The sequence below is a fragment of the Natronococcus sp. genome, from assembly GCF_047921035.1.
In the GTDB taxonomy this organism is placed as follows: Archaea; Halobacteriota; Halobacteria; order Halobacteriales; family Natrialbaceae; genus Natronococcus.
In genome coordinates this window covers 19949-43339 of sequence record NZ_JBLRWX010000017.1, presented here as the reverse complement: position 1 = coordinate 43339, position 23391 = coordinate 19949, and the positions used below count along the sequence as shown (strand labels likewise).

Below are 23391 nucleotides of genomic sequence, written 5' to 3'. Positions count from 1 at the left end.
CGCCCGCCAGCCGCTCCCGGTGGGGCTCGAGGACAGCCTCCACGGCCGACTCGAGGCGGGCCGTTCGCACGTCGACGTTCGGTCGCCAGCCGCCTCGACCGTCCTCGTCGACCGCGGCCAGACGAACGCGGCTCACGGCCGCACCTCCGGAACCTCGAGTTCCTCCTCGGCGGTCTCGGCTGCCAGGTCGTAGGCGGTTTCGGCCAGCGCGAGCGATCGCCGCCCGTCGAGCCCGCTGACGGGCGGCTCCTCGCCGGTTCGGATCGCCTCGCAGAAGTCCGCCAGCGCGTCGTAGTGGGCCCGCAGGTAGAACGTGGGGCCGAAGACGGTCCGCTCGCCGCCGACGCGGCTGGCGACGTTCTCGAGGGCCGCCCGGGCCGCGTCCGCGTAGAAGTTCTCCGGGAGGTGGTCCCGGTTGGTGATCGTCCCCGTGATCCCCTCGAGGCGCAGCCGCGTGTTCACCTCGGGCAGCTTCTCCCACTGGTAGGAGCCGCAGTGTAGCGTGATCGTCGTTTCCGTCTCCGGCGCCCGCAGGAGAACCGTCGCGGCGTCCTCGACGGGGATCTCGAGGGTGTGTCCCATCGTCGCGTCCCGGACCTCGAGGTCGCCGAACAGCCACTCGAGGACGTCGAAGCAGTGGACTCCGAGTTCGAGCAGGGAGCCGCCCCCGACCGCGTTCGGATCCAGCGGCCAGGAGGGGGGCGCGGTGTCCGCGGGCGGTCGGCCGAGCGGACCGTCGTTGAGCCGGGTGATCGAGGCGTAGGGGACGTGGCCGACGCCACCCTCCTCGTAGGCCGACTTGACGCCGACCATGTCGGGCTGGTATCGGAGGGTGTGGTCGACGCCGACCGCGATCCCCGCCCGTTCAGCGGTCTCGAGCATCCTGTCAGCTTCCTCCGTCGAGCGAGCCAGAGGTTTCTCGACGAAGACGTCGATCCCGTACTCGGCGGCCCGTTCGACGGCCTCGGCGTGGAGAAACGGCGGAAGCGCGACGACCGCGGCGTCGAGTTCCTCCGCCGCGAGCAACGCCGCGTAGTCGTCGTACGTTCGCTCGACGCCGGCCCGCTCGACTCGAGCGCGGTTCTCCGGGACCGCGTCTGCGGCCGCGCGGACCTCGACGCCGGGCATCGCCAGCGCCGATTTCAGATGCACCATGCCGATGTTCCCGACCCCGAGAACGCCGATCGAGAGCGGCTTCGAGTCGGTCGACCGGCCGCGAAACTGTGAGAGCATTCGCTCGAGAACGTGGTGGCTGCGGGCTTTGTTATCGCCGTCGTACCGCCGTCGAACGGCGAGTAGATCGCCCCTTCCGCACGAATACGCGGCCTAGACGGTGGCGGATCGGTCGGCGAGCCCGAACTCAGGGCTGTCTCGCCGTCGCCCGGCTATCGATGCCGCTTGCGGCCCCGTCGATCCCGTCGACCGTGTTCGTTCGGCGGGCGACGTCCGCCATCGTCTCGACGGTGAGTTCGCTCTCGGAACGTCGCTCGTCGAGATAGGAGAGGACCGCTCGCATCCGTTCGTCGTCGCGCCCGTGGGTGAGGTTGTTCGGGTGGAGCCACATGTGAAAGACGCCGTCGGTGTCGACGGCCTCGTCGATGCCGCGGCGGGCCAGCACGACCATCGGGTCGCTCCAGACCGATTCGGCGACCGTCCGCGCGGGTCCCTCGAAGCCGAACAGGAACAGCGACGCCGGGACGTTCACCAGCCCGTACTCGTCGACGGTCGGCTCGACGATCATCGATCGATCCCGGAGCGTCGAGTCGAAGAGCCCCCGGATCCCGTCGTGGGTCGGCGACCGACCGCGGTAGGCGCCGATTCCGTACTCGGCGAGCACGTCGCGGTGCCCGATATCGTTTCGCGGGTAAATAAACGAGTCGACCGTCTGCCCCCACTCGCGGGCCAGCTCGACGCTTCGCTCGAGTTCGGCCGCGGCGAGTTCGCGGTCGGTCCCGGGCCGGCCGAATAGCACGTGCGAGAAGGAGTGGCTGGCGAACTCGTGGTCGACGTCGGCGTCGAGGATCGCACGAACCAGGTCGGGACAGAACCGCAGGTCCTCGCGGTCGGCCCACTCCCCGCGCTCGCGGGCGAACCACCCTTCGGGTGCCGGGTGGTCGGCGTGTCGCCCGTCGCAGGACTCGAGCATGAGGTGGCCGACGACGGCCCACGTCGCGGGCACGTCGTACTCGGCACACAGCTCGAGCATGACTTCCCAGCCGCGTCGTCCCGCCTCGACCCGATCGGTCGGCGCGGGCTCGAGATCGTGAAACCCCCACCCGAGTTCGGCGTCGAGCGAGATCACGACGCTTCCCACAGCGTCCACCACCGTTGAGGATTGCTCATGTGGGTGCCGATAGGGGCTAAATCGTTTTGTTATGGGCGCCGTTCCACTCCGATTCTCGTCCGTTCTACCGGGTAACTGACCGATACCCGCGGCCGCTAACGAACGGCCGGCGGCCGGCCGACGAGCCGTCGGTCGGTAGGGGGAGACAACGCTCCGTCGGCCGATCTCGACCCTGGCTGAAGCCGATCTATAACAAAGCGGTCGTCGGGTCACCTGCACCACAGTAGACGTTTCCGACGTCTCGATACCCAATCATGAGCGGATCTTCCAAAGCGTCCGAGCGAGCGTTCGTCCTCGGACTCGACGGCGTACCGTGGCGACTGATCGAGCGATGGACCGACGCCGGGGAGCTTCCGAACTTCGCCCGGATGCGGTCGGAGGGAGCCTCCGGCGTCCTCGAGAGCACCCGGCCGCCGACGACGCCGCTGGCGTGGCCCTCGATCGCGACCGGGGTCTGGCCGGACAAACACGGCATCTACGGCTTCCAGAAACTCTCCGCGGAGTACTCCCAGCGGATGTACACGAGCCACGACCGCCGCCAGCCGGCCCTCTGGGAGCAGCTCTCGCCGGCCCACGTCGGCAACGTTCCGATGACCTACCCCGCCCGGGAGATCGACGGGACGATGGTGTCGGGGATGATGACGCCCTCGACCGAGCGGGAGTTCACCTACCCGCCCGAGTTCCAGTCGAAACTCGAGCGACGCGTGCCGGAGTATCAGATCAGCCTCGACTACCCCGAGTACGCCGACCGCCTCGAGGAGTTCCCCGACGCCGTCGACGAGATGCTCTCGAAACGACGCGAGCTGATGCGCCTGCAGATGGACGAGGCCGGCGACGACTGGCAGCTGTTTTTCTTCGTCTACACCGCTCCCGACCGGTTCCAGCACCTGGTCTGGGAGATGGAGCCGCTGCTCGAACACTACAAGCGACTCGACGGGATCCTCGGCGAGGTCATCGAGTACACCGACGAGCACGACGCCGACCTCTACGTCATCTCGGACCACGGCTTCGGGCCGATCGACCGGCTCGTGTACGTCAACCACATCCTCGAGCGCGAGGGCTACCTGTTCCGACAGGAGGACGAGGGCACCCGGGGCGCGCTCGCGAGCCTCGGTATCTCCCGGGACACGATCACGAACACGCTCAATCGGGTCGGCATCTCCGAGGAGATGCTCGTCTCGACGCTCCCGCGACGACTGGTCGACTCGGTCGCCGAGCAGATTCCGGGCGATCACGCCCTCTACGACGTCGACTACGACCGAACCGTCGCGTTCGTCCACGGCGCGGGCACCTGCTACGTCAACGACACCGAACGGTTCGAGCACGGAGTCGTCGAACCGAGCGAGATCCCGAACGTCAAGGAGACACTCGTCGAGGTGTTCGAGTCCGTCACCGAGGCCGACGGGACTCGAGTGCTCGAGGTCTTCGACGGCGACGAACTGTTCCCGACCGACGACCGGTCGCCGGATCTGGTCGTCAACGGTCGGGACGGCTACGACTCGCGGAACACGATCACGGACGAGCCGTTCGGCGAAACCGGCACGTACGCCGCCAGCCACCGCAGCAAGGGGATCATGCTCTGTCGGGGCCCCTCGATCGACGCCGGAGCGACGCTTCGGGGCGCCCGCGTCGTCGACGTCGCGCCGACCCTGCTCCACGGGATCGGGGAACCGATCCCGGAGAACACCGACGGCCGCGTGCTGTTCGACGCCTTCGACGAACGGGCGACCCCCTCGCGGACGAAGGTCGAACGAACTAGCGTCTCCGGGACCGGCGGCGGCGAGGTCGAGGAGGACTTCTCCGACGTCGAGGATCGGCTGAAGGGACTGGGATACATGGAGTGACCGACGATGCGGGCTCGGCGGGCCCGCACTCGAGGCCGACCCCCACGGCTGACGTCGCCGCCCGAGGCCTGCAAGCACAGCGACTACCCCCCGTCGGCCCGCAGTGTCACGCATGGTCGACGAGGATCTCGAACTCGAGCGCGACGTCGGCGAGGCAACGATCGTCTACGACGACCCCGACGAGGGAACCGTCGAGAAGACGGTGCCGAACGAACACGTCGCCTACTTCCAGGACCACTGGATCATCAAAACGGACGAAGACGAGGAGGGCCGCGACATCGTTCGCCGGATCCCGGCACAGCGGGTCCACTACGTCGAGCGATCCGTCGAGGAGTTCGAGGAGGAAGTGAGCACGCTGGTCGATCAGGTCCAGTCGTTCGCGTCGGATCTCCGGACGAAGATCCCCGTCGGCGGCGGTAGCGCCGGCCGCCGCGAGCGCGAACGCGAGGACACCGACCCGATCAACGTCGATATCGACGAACCCGAGGACGACGATCCGATCGGCCGATAGGATCGCCGCGCCGCGTCCTCGTTTTTCCCGACTATCCACCCGGAGTCGATCCGCCTACTCGAGTCGAGACTCCGAACGCACGACGAACGTCACCTCGACGCGGATCGGCGCCGGACCGGCGACGCGACGCGCCGGGGCGCTCAACCCGACTCCTCGAGGAACCCGAGCACCGCCTCGACGAACCGCTCCGGCCCGGTCGCCTGGACGACGTGTCCGTGTCCCGCCACCGTCTCGTCCCGGGCGTTCGGGAGCGTCTCCTCGCCGTTCCCTACCGATCGGAGCGAACCAGCCGGAGCCCCGTCCTGGCTGCCGTCCAGGCCGGATACACTCTGTTGTAGACGCCGTTGGGTGCGTTTCTCGCGCCCGCCCGGAGGAGCCGGTGGGACAGCGGCGGGCCCGACTCGGAGACGAGGTCCTCGAGGTCCGCCCGCTCGAGCCACTCGAAGAAGGCGCGTTCGGTCGCCGACTCGGGCTCGACCTCGCGTGCGCGCTCGCGGATATCTTCCCACATGTAGCGCTCGTCCTGGCCGAGCACCCACTCGCCGCCCTCGAGGGCGACCCGCAGTCGCTCGTACTCGTGGTCGGCAAAGGGGTAGCCGTGGGCGGTCGGCTCGAGGCCCGCGAGGCGGAGGCCGACGGCGGTCCGGTAACACTTCTCGCAGCGCCCGCAGTTCCCCTTCATCTGACGGTTGCAGGTCTGCAGCTCGAGGTTCGGGGCGTCGCTCCGGACGTAGTCGGCGATGGCGTCGAGTCGCTCCTGGCGAGTGAGTTCGTAGCCGTCGTGGTGACACCGGGTGCCCGCCCAGCGGACGTTGTCGTCGATGTCGGGGCGGGAGCCCCACTCGAGGTCGATCCCCGCCCAGTGGGTGGCGGCGACGTAGAGATCCGTCATCCCGCGGGCGTACGCGAGCGGCGCACAGAGCCCGAGCAGGCCGAGTCCGTGGCCGACGGAGCTGTACCAGGCGCCGTCGACGTGGCGCTTGTAGTGGGCCAACAGCATCGGGTGATCGAGGAAGGAGAGCATGTTCGACTCGAGGAACGCCGTCTCGAGGTCCCGTTCGGCCGCAAAGGACTCGACGCGGTCGGTGAGGTGACGCCACTTGTCGTCGTCGGCAGGATCGGGCGTGATCGTCCAGCCGCGGATGCTGATCAGCGTCGGCTCCTCCTCGCGGTGGCGGACGTACGAACACGTCGAGTCGACGCCTCCCGTGAACAGCAGGCCGCTCTCGCCGTCGCCCTCGCCGTCCGCCGGCGGGTCGGGATCGATCGTCCGCCGGGCATAGAGGGTGCCGCCCTCGAGGAAGTCGTACATCCCGCAGAGCGTTTCCTTCACGTCCTCGAGCGCGCGGGCGAACGTCGCGTCGACGGTCTCGACGTAGACGTCGGCGCCGTTGGCCCACGCGACGGGACAGACCTGCGCGAGGACGGGAATCGCGAGGATCCCCTCGGGGACGTCGGCGATCGGCACGTCGTACTCGGTTCGAAACGGCTCGCCCGTCAGGAACCGCTCGAGGTCGGGCGTGGCGCGGGCCTCGCACTCGAGGGTTCGTCCGTCGACGGTCGGCCGTTCGATGATGATAGCACTCATAGACTAGTTCGTCTCTCCCAGAGCACGCCGAGGGCGCACAAAAAGCATCAACGTCGTTGACTCGTCCGCAACCGGAGAAACCGGCCCGTAGCCGCTCGTCCGAACCGGACAGGGACGGCATACTCGTCGCCGGTCGCGACGATCCGGCGGACCCGCCGTCGAGCCGGGCTCTCGGCGGTCGTCGTCCGGTCGACGGGCCTCGACCGACCGCCGCTCGGTTCCGTTCCGCGAACTCCAAACCGCCTCGAGCGGGCGTCGGGACCGGAATCGACGTAGGTTCCCTATAACAAACCCCGCCGTCGACGTCGCTCGCGCCAGGACATGTGTATCGCGACACCACCGAGGAGACGTCGGACCGCCAGCCCATGAACCGATCGACGCTCGACTGGCTCTTCGCCGCCGGCTTTCTCGCGCTCGCGGCCGGAATCGCGCTCGCTCGGAACGATCCCGCGACCACCTACGAGTCGTCGGTCTACACCGGGACGCCGACGCCGGTCTGGATCCTGTTCGCGCTGGCGCTGGCGATCGCCGTCAGCGCGAGCCTGACCTGTTACGGGCGCCAGCAGGCGGTCGGAATCGGGCTGGGCGCCGCGACGGTGACGTCGATCGTGAGCCTGCCCGTGATCCGGGGCTACTACTTCTACGGGATGGGCGACGCCCTCTCGCATCTGGGCTGGACCCGAGACATCGTCGAGGGGGAGATGGCGGCCCACGAACTGCTCTACCCGGCCGTCCACTCGCTGGGTTCGATCTTCTACTTCCTCGGGGGAATCCCGATCGAGCGCGGCCTGCTGTTCGCGCTCGTGGTTACGTTTGTCCCGTTCCTGATCTTCGTTCCCCTCGCCGTGCGGGATCTGAGCGGGAACGCGCTCGCGGTCGGCGTCGCGGCGATCGTCTCCTGGATGGTCCTGCCGATCAACAACGTCGCGACCCACATGGGCGTCCACACCAACTCGAACGCGCTGTTTCTCGTTCCCGTCGTCGTCTTCGCGGTCGTCGCCTTTCTCCGTCGGCGCGCGACGATCGAACGGCTCCCGTTCGGACTCTCGCCGTTCAGCGTCCTGGTGTACCTCTCGGCGATCGCTCTCCTGCTGGTCCACCCCCAGCAGATGGCCAACGTCGTCGTCTTCGTCGCCGCGATCAGCGGCGTCCAGTACCTCGCTCGTAGGCGGTACGCCGACCACCCGATGCTCGAGCAGCCGACGCTGCACAGCCAGACCGTCGTCCTCGGGACGATCTTCGGCCTCTGGGCGGTGAGCAACCAGCGGTTCCGCGACGCCGTCGAGGGGTTCGTCACCGGAATCTTCGCGGCGGACGTCGGCGCCGGCGCGGAGATCGACCAGCAGGGCGGGTCGCTCACCGAGATCGGCGGCAGCCTCGCGGAGCTGTTCGTCACGATGTTCCTCGACGCCGCCGTGATCGGGCTGGTCGTCGGACTGTTCCTCCTGGTCGCCGTGATCGGACGCACGGCGCTGGACGCGGAGGGGCGGTCGCTGATCACGTACTTCACCGCCGCGCTCGTCCCCCTCGGGGGGATGTTCCTCCTCTACTTCCTCGGCACGCCCAACATGGCGTTTCGCCAGATGGGCTTTATTTACGTCGTGCTGACGATCCTCGCGGGCGTCGCGATCGCACACGGGGTCGGCGGGCTCTCCCGGTTCATCTCGAGGCCGGGTGCAACCGCCGTCGCAACGGTGATCCTCGGCGCCTGTCTCGTGCTCGGACTGATGACGGTCTACGCCTCGCCGATCATCTACAGTCCGGGCCAACACGTCCCGGAGGGGACGTACAACGGCTACGAGACGGGTATGGACCGCGGCGCCGACGACACGCCGTACGTGGGGATCGGCTACGACCCCTACCGGCTCGACCACGGCATCAACGGGCTCGAGGGCGAGGAGTCGCTGACCGCGGGCACCGCGGCCAGCGGCGAACTCGACGCCGACGCGTTCAACGAGGGGAACTACAGCGGCGCGTACAACGACGCCGACCACTACATCGTCATCTCCTCGTTCGACGAGACCCGCGAGTTCGACGTCTACCAGGGGCTGCGCTACGAGGAGACCGCCTACCGCGGGCTCGAGTACGACCCGTACGTGGACCGAGTGATCTCGAACGACGACTTCCGGATGTACGCGGTTACGGGCGGCGACGACGAGTAAGATCGAATCGGAGCTCGCTCCTCGAGCGAGGACTCGACCCGTCGCTCCGGCGGTCGGTACCAGTAGATAGCGGCGCGGTTTTGTCCTGCAGAAGGCTGCGCGAAACTCGCGGTCAGTAGAGACGACTCACTCACCGCTCGCTACGCTCGCGCTTCGATCGTCGTTCCGCAGAGAGACGCGCTGTCGCGCGTCTCGGACGGCTGTTCGCCCAGTAGAAACTGCGAGCGAAGCGAGCAGTTTGCACGCTCTACGTAACGAATCGGCCACTTCGAATTTCGACCCAGACTGAACGAAGGCATACTCCCCGCTACTGATAACCACTGTTTGATCACGATCGGTCATCGGAAAGGCCGGCTTTTCGCGGCGAATACCGAGGTTACTCGAGCGCCAGAGGTCGACGCCGTCCACGAAATCACTCCTTCACCATCGTCGCCGCGAGACTGACACTGTCGAGCGACTTTCGTATGTTCGTAACGGAACCGTTCTACATTCTGTCCAGATGGGTGATGCTGACAATATAATCTGTAAATTTAACCCAAGATAACAAGAAAAGGTTTATATCCCGTAAGGCCAGGTTACGAAACTGTATGGCGCAGCAACCCCGTACAACCGATGCGAGTAACGCGACGAATACGGACAGTAAGACGTCCTTAACCCGTCGAAGCTACGTGCAGTCACTCGCAGCGGTTGCAACGGCAGCGGTCTCGGTTGGTGCAACGGGCGCCGCCGCTGCCGACGAGCAGTACGAGGTTATCGAAGCCGAAGGCCAGACCGTCACGATCAGCGACGGAGAGACCTGGGAGAACAAACTGATCGACATGACCACCGGTGGTGACATCACCGTCATCGCCGAGGGAACCGACTGGACGATCCGAAACGTCGGCTTCCACGGCGAGAACACCTCCGGTGCCGGCTCCGCGACGTTCGGCGTCGCCGACACCGGCGGGGCGACGAGCACCGTCGAGAACGTCTACCTCGGCGACGGCTCGGACTCGCAGAACGGGTCCGGCACCGGCCACGGCCAGACCGCCTTCTGGGTCAACCCCGACCACTCCGGCCACATCGACTTCCGGAACCTCAACATCCAGGGGTTCGCGGACAACGCGATCTACGCGTCCGCGCCCGGCAACGCCGGCGGGGGCACCGTCCACATCGACGGCTGTTTCGCCGCGAACTGTTACGTCTCCCACTACCGCCTCGCGACCGAAGGCAGTCGGGTGACGAACTCGAGCGTCCTCGTCGACGAGGAGGGGTTCGAGGGACGGGGGATCTGGGCGTGGGCACCGGGTACCATCGAGGTCGACGGCTGCCAGCTCGAGATGAACGGCGCGAACACCGCGATCGACGCGGGCGCGAACGGGAACGGCACCACCGTCGTCGTCAGCGACACGGACTACGACGAGGGGGCGGGGGTCGCCGAACACGACGGCTCGAGCGTCCAGTTCGACGACGACGTCGGCACCGACCCCGAGGCGTTCGTGCCCGACGGCGTTCCGACGAGCGCCGAGGAAGCCGCAAGCGAGTAACGACCGATCCCCGCTGGCGCTGCCCTCCACCGCGCCACCGCGAACTGCCCCGCTGACGCAGCCCTCCGCTGACGCAGCCCTCCACCGATGCAGTTCTTCGCTGACGCAGTCCGCCGCTGACACGGCCCTCCGCTGTGTCCTCCACCCGCCGCTTTCCTCCTGCCGATTTTTTCGTCCGCGACTCGAGCGCGATCCGGAGCGCCGGCCGGAATAACTGTTCCTTATTTCAGAAGATCGGTGCCACGATCGAACGCCAGACTCCGGTAATCGGCAATTACTCGAGAAGCCGTCGAACACTTGTGTATATAATATTCCGTGGCATAAAATAGAAAATCTACGTAACTAATCGCCACCGCCGATTTAGTGTCTGTTAATTTTATGCGAACTAGAGGAGAAACTTTATACGGGTAGTACGGAATTACTCGATTGCAATGGCACGCGAACCTTCGGTACTTGATGCGGAGCGGTTCGGCGGTGACGGCGACGAGCCGTCGGAAACGGGCGGTAATCCCGGATTACTGGATCGGCGGTCCTACCTGAAACTGGCGGGGACGACGACCGCTGCGGCGGCCTTCGCGGGCGTCGCGAGCGCGGACGACGACTACGACGTCGTCGAGGCCAGCGGGCAGACGATCCAGATCGGCGAGGGCGAGACCTTCGAGAACACGCTGATCGACGTCTCGAACGGAAACGGGATCCTGCTGAACGTCACCGGCGCCGGCGCCACGATCCGGAACGTCGGCTTTTCGGGGCTCTACCAGGGCGGGGACTTCGCGATCACGATCAACGTTCCCGCCGGCGACGTCCTCGTCGAGAACGTCTACCTCGGCGACGGGGCGAACAAGAGCGGCGAGAGCTTCGTCCACGGTCCCGGCGCGGTCTTCCTGCACAAGGACAGCAACGCCGACGTCACGTTCCGCCACTGTAACGTTCAGGGGTGGCCCAACAACGGGTTCTACTGCTCCAATACGGCCAGCGGCGGCAGCGTCCGGTTCGAGTCCTGTTACGGCAAGAACAACGGCGTGGCGACGTTCCGGTGTGCGAGCGCCGAGGACGTTATCGTCGACTGCGTCGCGTACAACGACGACACCGACTACTCCACCGCGAACGGAAGCTGGGGCGGCTACACCGAACAGCACGGCCGTCCCGTCTGGGCCTGGTCGCCGGGTCCGGTCACGATCGAGGACTCGGAGTTCGCCGCCGGCCCGTACGCCGCGGCGCTGCTCACCCACCAGGGCGGGACGATCGACTTCCGGTCGGGAGCCTACAGCGGCGGGACGCAGGGCCAGGTCCAGACCGGCGACGTCGCCACCGACCCCGACCTCTCGGTCCCCGACGGTGTTCCGACGAGCGCCGAGGAAGCCGCGGCCGGCGCCAGCCAGGGATCAAGACCCTCAACTGACGACGAGGAAGACGACGCGGACGAGACCGACCTCCCGAACCGAATCCGCTTCGAGGGCGACGCCTCCGGCGCGAGCCGCTACGAGTTCGTCGTCGATGGCGAGGTCGTCCCCTCGACCGACGAGGGTGCGACGATCGACGACGGTCTCGAACTCGAGGACGGGACGGTCCACGGGAGCGTCGCCGACTGGATCGACGCCTTCCGGTTCGACGGCGACGTAGAGAGCGTCACCGTCGACGGACCCGCGACCGTCGTTCTCAACGACGAGGAGATCGACCCCGACGAGTACGGCCCCGAACTCCCCCACGTCCTCGAGCTCGAGGGCACGGGCGAGCCGGCGAGCTACGAGATCACGGTCGACGGAACCATCGAGGCCGACGACGAGGAGATCCCGAGCTCCGGCTCGACGGTTCAGGACTCCGTGACCGACGGGAGCCGGATGTTCCGCTTCTCGGGGACGCTCACCGACGTCACGTTCTCGGAAGGCGAGGCTCGAGTCTCCGTCGACGGCGAGGAGGTCGATCCCGACGAGTACGGCGACAGCGAGTTGCTTCCCCACGCGCTGGTGATCGACGGCACCGAGGCCGACGCGCCGAGCGTGTACTCCTTTACGGTCGACGGATCGGTCGTCAAATCGGAGTACCGGGACGCCTCGATCGACGACGAGGACATCATCGAGGGAGCGACCGTTCGGGGCACCGTCTCCGACTGGCGCGACGCCTACTGGTTCGAGGGCGAGATCACGGCGTTCCAGCTCGCCGGCGACGCGGCCGTCGACGTGCAGTACAACGCTCGTGATCAGTAACCGGTCGACCGCGACACGGCCCGGTCCCGACCGACGGTGACGACGGCGTTTCGCGACGCCGCTGCGGCGTCGCCACTCCCCGATTCGTCGCTCAAGTAGAAGACGGCTCCCACGCCAGGAACAGCAGCTGGCACGCGAACTGTTCCGGTACTGGATGGCGGTCCTGGGAGCCAAGCGTCACTACGAGCTAGATGAATAAAAGTCCTTCTCGAGCGCTCGCCGGCGCTCGAGGCCGCCGCTGCTCGATCGGCGGGTGAGACGACGACCGCCGGCGGGTGGTTCGGCTCCCGCCGGCTGTGGACGACGACCACGGGCTGGAGACGGGCGGACTCAGTCGATTCTGGAGAGTTTGCCGTTGACGGTCCGTTCGGCCTGCCGGTTCGTCACGGCGTGGACGACCGTCAGCACGGAGAACGCGCCGACGACCGCTCCGGCCAGAGCCATCGTCGGAACGGCGGCGAGCGGCGGGAGTCCGAGCGTCGCTGCGGCGACGACGACGATGCCGACGACGCTCAGTAGGGCGTACCACCGGTCCCACCGATCCTGCTGGTGGGTGTCGGTGTCGAGGTACATCATGAGCAGATCGGCGTTGTCCGCCAGCGTGATGAGCCCCCGGTCCTGGTCGTACTCGACGATACCGGCGTCGTCCATCTTCGGCAGATGCGTCTGGTACAGCGCGACGTACACCCGCTTTCGCTGGTCGGAGCTCAACGCGTTGACGCTCGTGTCGTTCTCCCAGGCCGCGATCTGCTCGGCGAGTTCGCCCAGGGTGACGGTCTCGTCGGCCTCGAGGAGGTAGGTTAGAACCTCCCTTCGGCGCCGGTTTTTCAGGAGTTCGAAGATGACGTCTTTCGAAAGTCGACCGTCGTCGTCGGTCTCGGTAACCGAGGCGATTTCGTCGGGAAGCGAGCTGTCGATCGACGACATCAGCGAACGCCTCCCCCATCTGTACGTCCGGTCCCCGCTGATTTCGTTCGGGACCGGTGGTTGTAGCGGTCGGGCTGTCGGGCCGACAGCGACCGCTGCAGCTTCGAAAGCGACGTTGCGATCACGATTGACACACCGTGTTGTACGCCAACACTGATTCTCTTAAGCACAACCACGTTTCGCACCGCCTGCAAAGGCGATACGGATCGGCTTCCGACCGGAGGCGACGTGAGCGGCCGAAACCGACCGCTCGAGGGCCCATCCGGCCGACAGAGCGGTCGCGGTATCGACCGATTGGCGATGCGTAGTGACCACGTACGGCTGGGTCGGGCGGACCGGCGTCGAGGACGGACGGGTCGGTAACGCGACACTGGATCGATGCCTTCGACTGCAAGGCTATAAAGTCGGCCGACGGTTCGAACCCGCAAACGGGGCTTACACGATGAACGTGAGATTTACCTTATGTCCCCGCTGAAACGATAGAATCGACGGGTATTCGCCGGCCGCGACCGGCGGTCGGGTGAGACGCGTCCCATCGAACGGGCGTTCTCGAACACCGTTCTCGACGCGAGTCCCGTTTCGGTATCGGGTGGAAATGCGACGACGGCTCGGTCATCGCACGTTCACTCGATGGCGCTTTCGGACACGAATCAGTAAGTCTCGGTTTCTCGCGAAACCATGTGACCCCCTTACAGTGTCGGGACGGGTTCTCGGTACTGATGACGCGGTCCATCGTCGATCACGCCAGAGCCGAATCGGAGTCACGGAGTCGGGAGGCTGCCCGCTGTCCCGACTGTGAAACCGAGACGATCGTTCACGATCCGGACCGCGGCGAGCGGGTCTGCGAGGAGTGCGGGCTCGTCCTGACCGAGGATCCGATCGACTACGGGCCGGAGTGGCGGGCGTTCAACGCCCAGGAGCACGACGAGCTCTCCCGGGTCGGCGCGCCGCTGACCCAGTCGATGCACGACCGCGGGCTGACGACGACGATCGACTGGCGAAACCGCGACGCGAACGGCCACTCGATGTCGGCCGACAAACACGGCCAGCTCCATCGACTCCGGGTCTGGCAGGAGCGCATCCGGACGAAAAACGCCGGCGAACGCAACCTCAAGTACGCGCTCTCGGAGATCGATCGGATGGTCAGCGCCCTCGGGGTTCCGAAACCGGTCAAGGAGACGGCGAGCGTCATCTACCGGCAGGCCCTCGAGCAGGATCTCATTCGGGGCCGCTCGATCGAGGGCGTCGCGACCAGCGCGCTGTACACGGCGTGTCGCAAGGAGGACATCCCGCGCAGCTTAGAGGAGGTAACCGCCGTCTCCCGGGTCGATCAACGGGAGATCGGACGCACATACCGGTACATCGCGGACGAACTCGGGATCAACCTGGAGCCGACGAACCCTCGACAGTTCGTCCCGCGGTTTTGCTCGGAGCTCGAGGTCGACAACCACGTCGAGTCGAAGGCGATCGAGATCATCGACGAGACGACCACGCAGGGACTGCACTCGGGGAAGTCGCCGACGGGATTCGCCGCCGCGGCCATCTACGCCGCGGGGTTGCTCTGCGATGAGACGATCCCTCAGCGAGCGGTCGCCGACACGGCACAGACGACCGTCGTCACCGTCAGAAACAGGTACCGCGAGCAGCTCGAGGCGATCGACCAGCAGCCGGCTACATGATCGACCGCTCGTTCTCGCTGTAGACGTCGTCGTCGAGCAGCACGTGCAGGTTGGCGTAGGGGACGAACGCGACGAACTCGTCGTCACCGTTGTACAGCTCGAGGCCGTCGTCCGTTCGGTCGTACCGTTCGCAGACGATCTGTCCCTCGGGGAGAATCGCGCGGAGCATGCACCGTGTGTTACGCTGTCGATCCGCATATAGTGTGGGGACCGCCCGTTTCGGAGTCCCGAACGTAACCGGTTTACCCGTACTCCCGCTACAAGCTGGCAGTGACCGACCACTCCTCGACCGACGCCGACGACGGTACCACCGGCGAGGTGACGGACGAACCGACCGACGAGGAGCCCACGATCGCCGAGTTCCACGACGCCTCCCAGCGAGAGGGCTCCCCGGTGCTCACCGCGGCCGCCGTCGCTCGCGCCCTCGAGATCCCCCACGAGGAGGCCAGCGAGCGACTCGAGACCCTCGCCGCCCGGGGCGACCTCGAGCGCCTCTCCGTGTCGACGGATCCCGTCGTCTGGTACCCCAGCGAACTCGAGGACCTCACCGACCGCGAGCGCGTCGTCGTCTTCCCGAAGCGCCGGGAGATCGTCGTCGATCGACCCGACCAGTTCACGCGGGCGCAGCTCTCGCAGTTCGCCCACCTCGCGGACGCCAACGGCGAGCAGGGGTACCGCTACGTCGTCCGACCGGAGGACGTCTGGAGCACGCCCCACGACTCCTTCGAGGACCTCGCCCGGACGATGCGCCAGGCGCTGGGTCAGCGCAACGATGAACTCGAGGAGTGGGTCCACAGCCAGTGGGACCGCGCCCACCAGTTCCGCCTGACCACCCACGAGGACGGCTACACCGTGCTCGAGGCCCGGACGCCGGAGGTCATGGGCAACGTCGCCCGCCAAAAGCTCGACGAGGAGCACGTCCACGCACCCATCTCGGAGACCGAGGACTGGGTCCGCGAGGGAGCCGAGGCCGCGATCAAACGAATTCTGTACGAGGCGGGCTACCCGGTCCAGGACCACCGCGACCTCGAGTCCGGCGAGGAACTCGAGATCGACCTCGAGGTCTCGCTGCGGGACTACCAGCGCGAGTGGGTCGACCACTTCGCCGAGGCCGGCGAGGGCGTGTTCGTCGGCCCGCCAGGCAGCGGCAAGACCGTCGCCGCGATGGGAGCGATGGCCCACGTCGGCGGCGAGACCCTCGTCCTCGTACCGAGTCGCGACCTGGCTCGCCAGTGGGCCGAGACGATCGAGGAGTACACCTCGCTCGAGCCCCACCAGATCGGCCAGTACCACGGCGGGCAGAAGAACGTTCGGCCGGTGACGATCGCGACCTACCAGATCGCGGGGATGGATCGCCACCGCTCGCTGTTCGACGACCGCGAGTGGGGGCTCGTCGTGTTCGACGAGTGCCAGCACGTCCCCTCGGATATCTACCGACGCAGCACGCATCTGCAGTCCCGCCACCGACTCGGGCTGTCAGCGAGCCCGATCCGGGAGGACGACCGCCAGAAAGAGATCTTCACCCTCGTCGGCCCGCCGATCGGCACCGACTGGGAGGCGCTGTTCGAGGCCGGCTTCGTCGCCGAACCCGAACTCGAGATCCGCTACGTGCCGTGGGGCGACGAGGAGCAGGGGAACGCCTACGGCTCGGCGGAGGGCCGCGAGAAGTACCGCATCGCCGCCCAGAACCGGGGGAAGATCGACGAAATCCGGTACCTGCTGTCGGCCCATCCCGGCGCGAAGTCGCTGGTGTTCGTCGACTACCTCGAGCAGGGCCGGGAGATCGCCGAGGCGCTCGACGTTCCCTTCCTCAGCGGGGAGACGCCCCACCACGAGCGCCGTCGGCTGCTCGAGGAGTTCCGCCGGGACGAACGCGACCTGCTGGTGATCTCCCGGATCGGCGACGAGGGGATCGACCTCCCGACCGCCGACATGGCGATCGTCGCCTCCGGGCTCGGGGGCTCGCGACGGCAGGGAACCCAGCGAGCGGGCCGCACGATGCGACCCGCGGGCGGCGCGCTCGTCTACGTGCTGGCCACCCGCGGGACTCGGGAGGAGGAGTTCGCCCGCCGACAGCTCCAGCACCTGGGTCGGAAGGGGATCACGGTCCAGGAGCGAACCGTCGAATCCGAGTCGAGCGAGGAGTAGTTCGAGGTGTCGGTACCGATACCGGCGAGCCGTCAGTCGGCGGGGATCTCCCGGGCCGACGACCACTCGAGCATCGGCTCGAGCGCCGCCCGGAGTTCGTGGCCGCGTTCGGTCAGTTCGTACTCGACGCGCGGAGGGATCTCGTCGTACTGCGTTCGCGTCGCCAGCCCGTCGTCGACGAGTTCGTGCAGCCTGTTCGAGAGCGTCGAACTGCTCGCGTCCGGGAGGTGCGTCTCGAGCGTCGCGAACCGCATCGGCCCGTGAGCGTCGATGACGCTGATCGTCTCGAGGGCGTACTTGTTCGCGAGGAACTCGAGCGTTTCGACGAGCGGGTCGTAGTAGGCGACTTCCGGTTCGTCACAGCCACACCCGCATTCGGAAGCAGTCATACACTGACCAACAGCGGCCGGGGGTATACCTGTTTTCCGCCCTTCGCTTCGGGAGATCGAAGCGGCTGTCGGCTCCCGGACCGACTGTGGAACGGCGGACTCGACCTTATAATTCGATCCGTAATCGACAGTAACTGATGACAGATGATTCGGTTCGCTCGAACGAACCAACCGACACGGTTCCGCCGACCGAGGACGCCGTCTCGGGTCCGGACCACGACGTTTCGTTCCGCGAGGCGTTCTGGGTCTGGGTACAGGTCGCCGCCTACAGCTTCGGCGGTCCCGCCGGCCAGATCGGCGTGATGCACAAACTGCTCGTCTCGCAGAAGCGCTGGATCAGCGAGCGGCGGTTCCTCCACGCGATGAACTACACGATGTTGCTCCCGGGACCGGAGGCACAACAGCTCGCGACGTACATCGGCTGGCTGTTGCACAAAACGAAAGGCGGGATCGTCGCCGGAACGCTGTTTATCCTCCCCGGATTCGTCTCGATTCTCGTGCTCAGTATCCTCTACGCGGAGTTCAGGGAGGTGACGACCGTCGAGGCGATCTTCTTCGGTCTTCAGGCCGCCGTCCTCGCGATCGTCGTCGAGGCCCTGGTCAGAATCGGTTCTCGAGCGCTGGCAAACGCGGCCATGGTTGCCATCGCCGCGGGAGCGTTCATCGGTATCTTCGTCTTCGATATCCTGTTTCCGATAATCATTCTCGCCGCGGGACTCGTCGGCTTCTTCGGCCACCGATACGCCCCGGAGGTGTTCACCGTCATCACGGGCCACGGCTCCGACGAGGGTACCGAGGAACCAGTCGCCAGCGACGAGAGCGAGACCCCGGCGGTCATCTCGGACGAACTCGTCGCGGACCACGAACGACCGTCGACGTGGCGGGCCGCTCGCGTCGCCGTCTTCTGGGGGGCGCTCTGGTTCGGTCCGCTACTGGGCCTGTACCTCGTTCTCGGTGCCGGCCACATCTTCACGCAGGAAGGAATCTTCTTCAGCCAGGTCGCGGTCGTCACCTTCGGCGGCGCGTACGCCGTACTGGCCTACATCGCCCAGGAGGCCGTCGCGACCTACGGCTGGCTCCAGCCGGGCGAGATGATCGACGGCCTGGGGATGGCCGAGACGACGCCCGGCCCGCTCGTGCAGGTCGTCCAGTTCGTCGGCTTCATGGGGGCCTACAGAAATCCGGGAACCCTCGAACCGCTCGTCGCCGGGATCCTCGGTTCGGTCGTCGTCACCTGGGTGACGTTCGTTCCCTGTTTCCTCTTCATCTTCCTCGGTGCGCCGTACATCGAGTACCTCCGCGGAAAAGAATCGCTGACAGCAGCCCTGTCGGGGATCACCGCCGCCGTCGTCGGTATCATTCTCAACCTCGCCGTCTGGTTCGGCCTGCACGTCCTCTTCGAAGACCACTGGACGTACGAGGGGTACGGGATGGACCTCCTCGTCCCCTTCTTCGAGACGCTCGACGTCGCCGCGCTGGTGATCGTCATCGGCTCGTTCGTACTGATCTTCCGGTTCAAGCAGGGAATGCTCCGGACGCTCGCCGCAGCGATGGCCGCCGGGCTGTTCTACCATCTCGTGGTACTCGCATGATCGGACGCGTTCTTCGGGCTCGTGGGGCCGCCAGTTCGGGCTCGTCGGATCGGTCCGTCGCTTCGCGTGTACCAGATCGATTCTCACTTTTCGCTCGAGCGAGCCAAGGACCGTATCGACAATGACGCCGACTCCAAAACTCGAGACGCGCGCCCTCGGACGGGTCGTCGACGGCGAGCGCATCCTGGAGGACGTTTCGGTTTCGATTCCGGAGTCGACGGTCCTCGTCGTCGTGGGTCCGTCCGGCGCCGGCAAGTCGTCGTTTCTCAGGCTGCTCAACCGCCTCGACGAACCCACCGAGGGGACGGTGGTGCTTGACGGCGAGGACTACCGCGACCTGCCGCCGAGGGAGCTTCGCAGGCGCGTTGGTCTCGTTCCGCAGGATCCCGCGCTCGTCCCCGGAACCGTCTTCGAGAACGCCGCTCGCGGTTCGATCCTCCGAGACGAACCCGTCGATGAAACGTCTCTCGAGGAGTTGCTCGGACGCCTCGGGCTGACCGGCTACGAGGACCGCGATGTCGAGGACCTCTCCGGCGGCGAGCAACAGCGCGTCGCGATCGCCCGGACCCTGCTGAACGACCCCGACGTGCTCCTGCTCGACGAGCCGACCTCCCACCTCGATTCGGCGGCGGAAGAGCGCGTGGAGGCGCTTCTCGTCGAACTCATCCGCGGGTTCGATCTCACCGTCGTGACGGTTACCCACGACGAGGATCAGGCGCGACGAATCGGTGACCGCGTGATGATCCTCCGCGACGGCCGCGTCGACTGCATCGGTCCGGTCGAAGAGGTGTTGGCGTGATGGACGCCGTATTCGAGGAGTTCCTCGAACAGTTCGCCGATCCGATTCTGCTTACGGGGCTTGTCCAGGTTGCCGCCGCGGCCGCGCTCGCCGCGCTCGTCGTCGGCATTTCGCACCTCCGGGGGCTGACGCTCGAGCGAGAGCTCGGCGTCGCGCTCGTCCGGGGGCTGATCCAGATCGTCGCGATGGGATCGATCGTCGGCGTGTTGCTGACGGTGGACTTCGTCTGGAGCGGCGTCATCCTCCTGGGTATGATGATCGGCGCGACGTGGATATCGAAGAACCGGGGCGAAGGGCTGCCCGGCGTCGTGCGAGTCTCGTTCTTCGCGATCGTCTTCGGATCGGGACTCGTGATCGTGACGATGACGCTCGCCGGCGCGATCGAGGCGACGGTCCGAAACCTCGTCCCGGTCGGTAGCATGATCATCGCGAACGCGATGCAGATCAACTCGCTCGCACTGGATCGATTCAAAAGCGAGATCGCGGACAACCGAGCCGAGATCGAAGTGGGACTGGCACTGGGTGCGCCGCCGACCGCCGTGATCTCTCGGCACGTCGAGACGGGCGTTCAGGCGTCTCTCATCCCAGTTATTGACTCGCTGAAAAGTCTGGGTTGGGTCTGGATTCCGGGGATCATGGCCGGGATGATTCTCGCTGGCGAGAACCCCATCTACGCGGCGCTCTATCAGTTCGTCATCATGGCGATGATCTTCGCCGCAGGAGGACTGACAAGCATGACCAGCAGCCTGTTGATCGGCAAGTACGTCTTCACCGACGCCGAGCAGTTGCGACGTATCGAAACGGACTCGAGTAGCTAACCTCGTCGTGAAGAAAGTATTCAAGGTCTCGCATTCGAACAACAGTGACAATGAACGAGTCGCGTCCGCGGGTGGTCGGCCGGTGAGCGACCAGCGGGAGGTCCTCGTCGGCGAGACCGCCGACGGCACGGAGCTGACGCTGCCGGTGATCGAGCTGCTGACGGGTCGCGGGTTCGCGACCGGCAAGAGCGGCTCGGGGAAATCGAACACCGCCTCGGTGATCGCCGAGGAGCTGCTCGAGGCCGGCTTCCCCCTGTTGATCGTCGACACCGACGGCGAGTACTACGGGCTGAAAGAGGAGTACGAGATGCTCCACGCCGGCGCCGACGAGGAGTGCGACGTCCAGATCGGCCCCGAACACGCCGAGCAGATGGCGACCCTCGCGCTGGAGGAGAACGTCCCGATCATCCTCGACGTCTCGGGCTACCTCGAGGAGGACGCAGCCGACGAGCTGTTGCGGGAGGTCGCCCGTCAGCTGTTCGTCAAGGAGAAGAAGCTCAAGAAGCCCTTCCTGCTCGTCGTCGAGGAGGTCCACGAGTACATCCCCGAGGGCGGCGGTGTCGGCGAGACGGGGAACATGCTGATCAAGATCGGCAAGCGCGGACGCAAACACGGACTCGGCATCCTGGGGATCAGCCAGCGCCCCGCGGACGTCAAAAAGGACTTCATCACGCAGGCCAACTGGCTGGTCTGGCACCGGCTGACCTGGGACAACGACACGAAGGTCGTCGGGCGGATCATCGACACCGAGTACAAAGAGCGCGTCTCGGATCTCGACGACGGCCAGGCGTTCGTCCAGACCGACTGGACCGAGACCGACGTCCGGAAGGTCCAGTTCCGGCGCAAGCGGACCTTCGACGCCGGCGCGACCCCCGGCCTCGAGGAGTTCGAGCGACCCGATCTCAAGTCGGTCTCCGATACGCTCGTCGGCGACCTCCAGGAGATCTCCGAGCGAGAGCAACGGGAGGCCGACCGGGTCAACGAACTCGAGGCCGAACTCGAGAAACGTGAGCAGCGGATCGCGACCCTCGAGAGCGAACTCGAGTCCGCGCGGGACATCTCGACGGCGGCCCAGCAGCTGGCCGACGCCGTCGCCGGGGTCGAGACGACCCAGTCACAGCTCCCCGGAAACGACGAGGAACGTCGTCGGCTCCACGAGGAGGTCGTCGACCTCGGGGCCGAACTCGAGGACCGCGAGGAGCGAATCGAACGCCTCGGGGAGAAACTCGCCGACCGAACCGACGAGCGGGATCGACTGCGCGAGGAGGTAGAACAGTTGCGCGAGCGCGTCGCGGAACTCGAGGAGCCGGAGACGGGTCGCGAGATCAGCTACACCGAGTTCGGCGACGAAGCGGGCGAGGAGAGCGATTCCGACGACGACGACGTCGACATCGAGGCGCTGTTCGACGAGGAGCGGGTGGCCGACCGCCTCGAGCGGGCCTGTGACCGATCGCTGTGCTCGCTCGAGGCCGGCGAGGAGATCCTCGAGACGCTCGTCCGGGAGGGGCCACTCGAGACCGAACAGGTAGCAACGCGAGTCGATCGGTCGACGATCGCGGTCCAGAGTCTCGTCTCGGAGCTGCGAACGCGATCGGTGCTCGAGCGGACCGGGTCCGGGGCCTACGGGCTCGAGGACGGGCTCCGGTCGACGGCAGGCGAGTCGTCGACACGGGCCGACTGAGCGACGGCGTCGCCTAACGCGTCGCGATCGGGTCGATCGCGGACCGGGATCGCGACCGTTTCCACGGCCAGTTTCGTCGCGGTCGCGTACGTCGGATCCGTTCGAACCGACTCGGCCAGGCGCGGCCAGGTGTGGGCGTCCGAGATCCCCGCCGCCTCGAGGGCGGCGAGCAACCGATCCGGTTCCGACGTTCGAACGGGGACCGCCTGCGGGCAGATCCCCTTCGGAAGGGCGGGTCGGACGAGTTCGAGGTCGTTACGGCCCGAGAGCAGCCGGATCCAGGTCCGGTAGTTCTCCCGCCGAGCGGCCCGGATCGCGCGGGCGTCGACGCGCTCGAGAATCCGCGTGGAGAGCCTCGACATCGGCCGCTTCCCGGCCTCGTACCGATCGTTCGGGCTCGCAACGGGAGACGCGCCGTTCCGGCCCGCGAGCAGGCGATCGATCGAGCGGCGGAGCCGCGCGTTCGACTCGAGCACGTCGGTCGCGAGCGCCTTCGCGACGAAGCGACAGTCGCTGCCGTCGATCCGATCGCGGGTCCCGGCGATCGAGGACGGCTCGAACGCCGCTCGAGCCGCGTCGCTGTTGCAGTACAGCACCGCCCCGTCGGGGATCGGGAGGAGCTTCCAGAGGCTCGTGATGCCGAGGTCGCCCCGCGTTCCGAGCAGGGTGCCCTCAGATACGCTGAGCGAGGCGTGGGCGTTGTCGTCGACGTGCTGACAGCCGTACTCGGCGAGCAGGGCGCCGAACTCGTCGAACCGCGGCTGGGGAAAGCCGAAGTAGTCCACCGACAGGCCCGCGACCGTCTCGGCGTCGAGTCGGCGGTCGACGTCGGCCAGGTCGGGGCCGAGATCGGGACGAACCCGATAGTACCGCGGCTCGAGGCCGAGTTCGAACAGCGGCTCGACGACGCCGTCGGGAAGGTACGCCGGCAGGAGGACGTTGCCGCCGTCGTCGGCGACCGGCGCGAGCCCGTCGCGGAGGGCCGCCTTTCCCGACCCGTACGCCGTCAGACCCGGGTCGTGTCCCTCGAGCGTTGACAGCACTCCGTTCGGGTCCGGCCGTCCGAACGCCCGCGCGAGCAGCGACGACGAGTCCACGGATCAACTCCCTCGAGCCGACCCGTCGGCCGGCAGTGTCGATGGCTCGAGCATACCGGACGGCGTACCCGACCGACCC

Annotated in this window: 18 protein-coding genes; 11 read left to right on the top strand and 7 right to left on the bottom strand. The window is 66.7% G+C overall.

Annotated elements, in window-relative coordinates; all coding sequences use genetic code 11:
* Positions 1 to 132 precede the first annotated feature (132 nt).
* Entirely contained in the window at positions 133 to 1233 is a 1101-nt protein-coding gene (locus tag ACNA7R_RS05665) for a Gfo/Idh/MocA family protein (RefSeq protein WP_416282588.1), read from the bottom strand.
* Between the two features lie 127 nt (positions 1234 to 1360).
* Complete coding sequence (locus ACNA7R_RS05660; protein ID WP_416282587.1) at positions 1361 to 2314, bottom strand: polysaccharide deacetylase family protein; 954 nt, start codon at positions 2312 to 2314, stop codon at positions 1361 to 1363.
* Between the two features lie 284 nt (positions 2315 to 2598).
* Here ACNA7R_RS05660 and ACNA7R_RS05655 point away from each other — a divergent pair, with 284 nt between their 5' ends.
* A complete protein-coding gene (locus ACNA7R_RS05655; RefSeq protein ID WP_416282586.1) occupies positions 2599 to 4188 on the top strand; it encodes an alkaline phosphatase family protein in 1590 nt (529 codons plus the stop codon).
* Positions 4189 to 4300: 112 nt separating this feature from the next.
* Complete coding sequence (locus ACNA7R_RS05650) at positions 4301 to 4699, top strand: hypothetical protein (protein ID WP_416282585.1); 399 nt, start codon at positions 4301 to 4303, stop codon at positions 4697 to 4699.
* Between the two features lie 268 nt (positions 4700 to 4967).
* On the opposite strand, the gene ACNA7R_RS05645 is transcribed toward ACNA7R_RS05650, so the two are convergent.
* Positions 4968 to 6287, bottom strand: a complete 1320-nt coding sequence (locus tag ACNA7R_RS05645; RefSeq protein ID WP_416282584.1) for a hypothetical protein — start codon at positions 6285 to 6287, stop codon at positions 4968 to 4970.
* 365 nt (positions 6288 to 6652) lie between these two features.
* On the opposite strand from ACNA7R_RS05645, the gene ACNA7R_RS05640 reads away from it, so the two are divergent.
* The 3 genes from ACNA7R_RS05640 to ACNA7R_RS05630 all read left to right on the top strand — a co-directional run bounded on the left by ACNA7R_RS05640 (position 6653) and on the right by ACNA7R_RS05630 (position 12182).
* Positions 6653 to 8449: a hypothetical protein gene (locus tag ACNA7R_RS05640; protein WP_416282589.1), complete on the top strand. Its 1797-nt coding sequence runs from the start codon at positions 6653 to 6655 to the stop codon at positions 8447 to 8449.
* A gap of 587 nt (positions 8450 to 9036) precedes the next feature.
* A complete protein-coding gene (locus ACNA7R_RS05635; RefSeq protein WP_416282583.1) occupies positions 9037 to 9975 on the top strand; it encodes a hypothetical protein in 939 nt (312 codons plus the stop codon).
* Between the two features lie 431 nt (positions 9976 to 10406).
* Positions 10407 to 12182 (top strand): hypothetical protein, encoded by a 1776-nt coding sequence (locus ACNA7R_RS05630; protein WP_416282582.1) that lies wholly within the window; start codon positions 10407 to 10409, stop codon positions 12180 to 12182.
* 330 nt (positions 12183 to 12512) lie between these two features.
* Here ACNA7R_RS05630 and ACNA7R_RS05625 read toward each other — a convergent pair whose 3' ends face one another.
* Entirely contained in the window at positions 12513 to 13109 is a 597-nt protein-coding gene (locus tag ACNA7R_RS05625) for an ArsR family transcriptional regulator (RefSeq protein WP_416282581.1), read from the bottom strand.
* Positions 13110 to 13828: 719 nt separating this feature from the next.
* Here ACNA7R_RS05625 and ACNA7R_RS05620 point away from each other — a divergent pair.
* On the top strand, positions 13829 to 14788 hold the full coding sequence (locus ACNA7R_RS05620; RefSeq protein WP_416282580.1) for a transcription initiation factor IIB: 960 nt from the start codon (positions 13829 to 13831) through the stop codon (positions 14786 to 14788).
* On the opposite strand, the gene ACNA7R_RS05615 is transcribed toward ACNA7R_RS05620, so the two are convergent.
* The gene (locus tag ACNA7R_RS05615) at positions 14781 to 14957 is read right to left on the bottom strand and encodes a hypothetical protein (protein ID WP_416282579.1); all 177 of its coding nucleotides are present in this window, start codon (positions 14955 to 14957) and stop codon (positions 14781 to 14783) included. The two genes, ACNA7R_RS05620 and ACNA7R_RS05615, sit on opposite strands and share 8 nt — an antisense overlap.
* Positions 14958 to 15058: 101 nt before the next feature.
* Here ACNA7R_RS05615 and ACNA7R_RS05610 point away from each other — a divergent pair, with 101 nt between their 5' ends.
* Positions 15059 to 16936: a DEAD/DEAH box helicase family protein gene (locus ACNA7R_RS05610; protein WP_416282578.1), complete on the top strand. Its 1878-nt coding sequence runs from the start codon at positions 15059 to 15061 to the stop codon at positions 16934 to 16936.
* 32 nt (positions 16937 to 16968) lie between these two features.
* Here the strand turns inward: ACNA7R_RS05610 and ACNA7R_RS05605 are convergent, their stop codons facing one another.
* Positions 16969 to 17325 (bottom strand): winged helix-turn-helix transcriptional regulator, encoded by a 357-nt coding sequence (locus ACNA7R_RS05605; protein WP_416282577.1) that lies wholly within the window; start codon positions 17323 to 17325, stop codon positions 16969 to 16971.
* 137 nt (positions 17326 to 17462) lie between these two features.
* Here ACNA7R_RS05605 and chrA point away from each other — a divergent pair, with 137 nt between their 5' ends.
* The 4 genes from chrA (at position 17463) to ACNA7R_RS05585 (ending at position 22215) form a co-directional block, all read left to right on the top strand.
* The gene (gene chrA, locus ACNA7R_RS05600) at positions 17463 to 18917 is read left to right on the top strand and encodes a chromate efflux transporter (protein WP_416282576.1); all 1455 of its coding nucleotides are present in this window, start codon (positions 17463 to 17465) and stop codon (positions 18915 to 18917) included.
* A gap of 121 nt (positions 18918 to 19038) precedes the next feature.
* Positions 19039 to 19716: an ATP-binding cassette domain-containing protein gene (locus tag ACNA7R_RS05595; RefSeq protein ID WP_416282575.1), complete on the top strand. Its 678-nt coding sequence runs from the start codon at positions 19039 to 19041 to the stop codon at positions 19714 to 19716.
* Complete coding sequence (locus ACNA7R_RS05590) at positions 19716 to 20534, top strand: ABC transporter permease (protein ID WP_416282574.1); 819 nt, start codon at positions 19716 to 19718, stop codon at positions 20532 to 20534. The genes ACNA7R_RS05595 and ACNA7R_RS05590 overlap by 1 nt, the downstream gene beginning before the upstream one ends.
* Positions 20535 to 20616: 82 nt before the next feature.
* A complete protein-coding gene (locus tag ACNA7R_RS05585) occupies positions 20617 to 22215 on the top strand; it encodes a helicase HerA domain-containing protein (RefSeq protein ID WP_416282573.1) in 1599 nt (532 codons plus the stop codon).
* Here ACNA7R_RS05585 and ACNA7R_RS05580 read toward each other — a convergent pair.
* Positions 22155 to 23312, bottom strand: a complete 1158-nt coding sequence (locus tag ACNA7R_RS05580; protein WP_416282572.1) for a DegT/DnrJ/EryC1/StrS family aminotransferase — start codon at positions 23310 to 23312, stop codon at positions 22155 to 22157. The genes ACNA7R_RS05585 and ACNA7R_RS05580 overlap by 61 nt on opposite strands.
* Positions 23313 to 23391 lie beyond the last annotated feature (79 nt).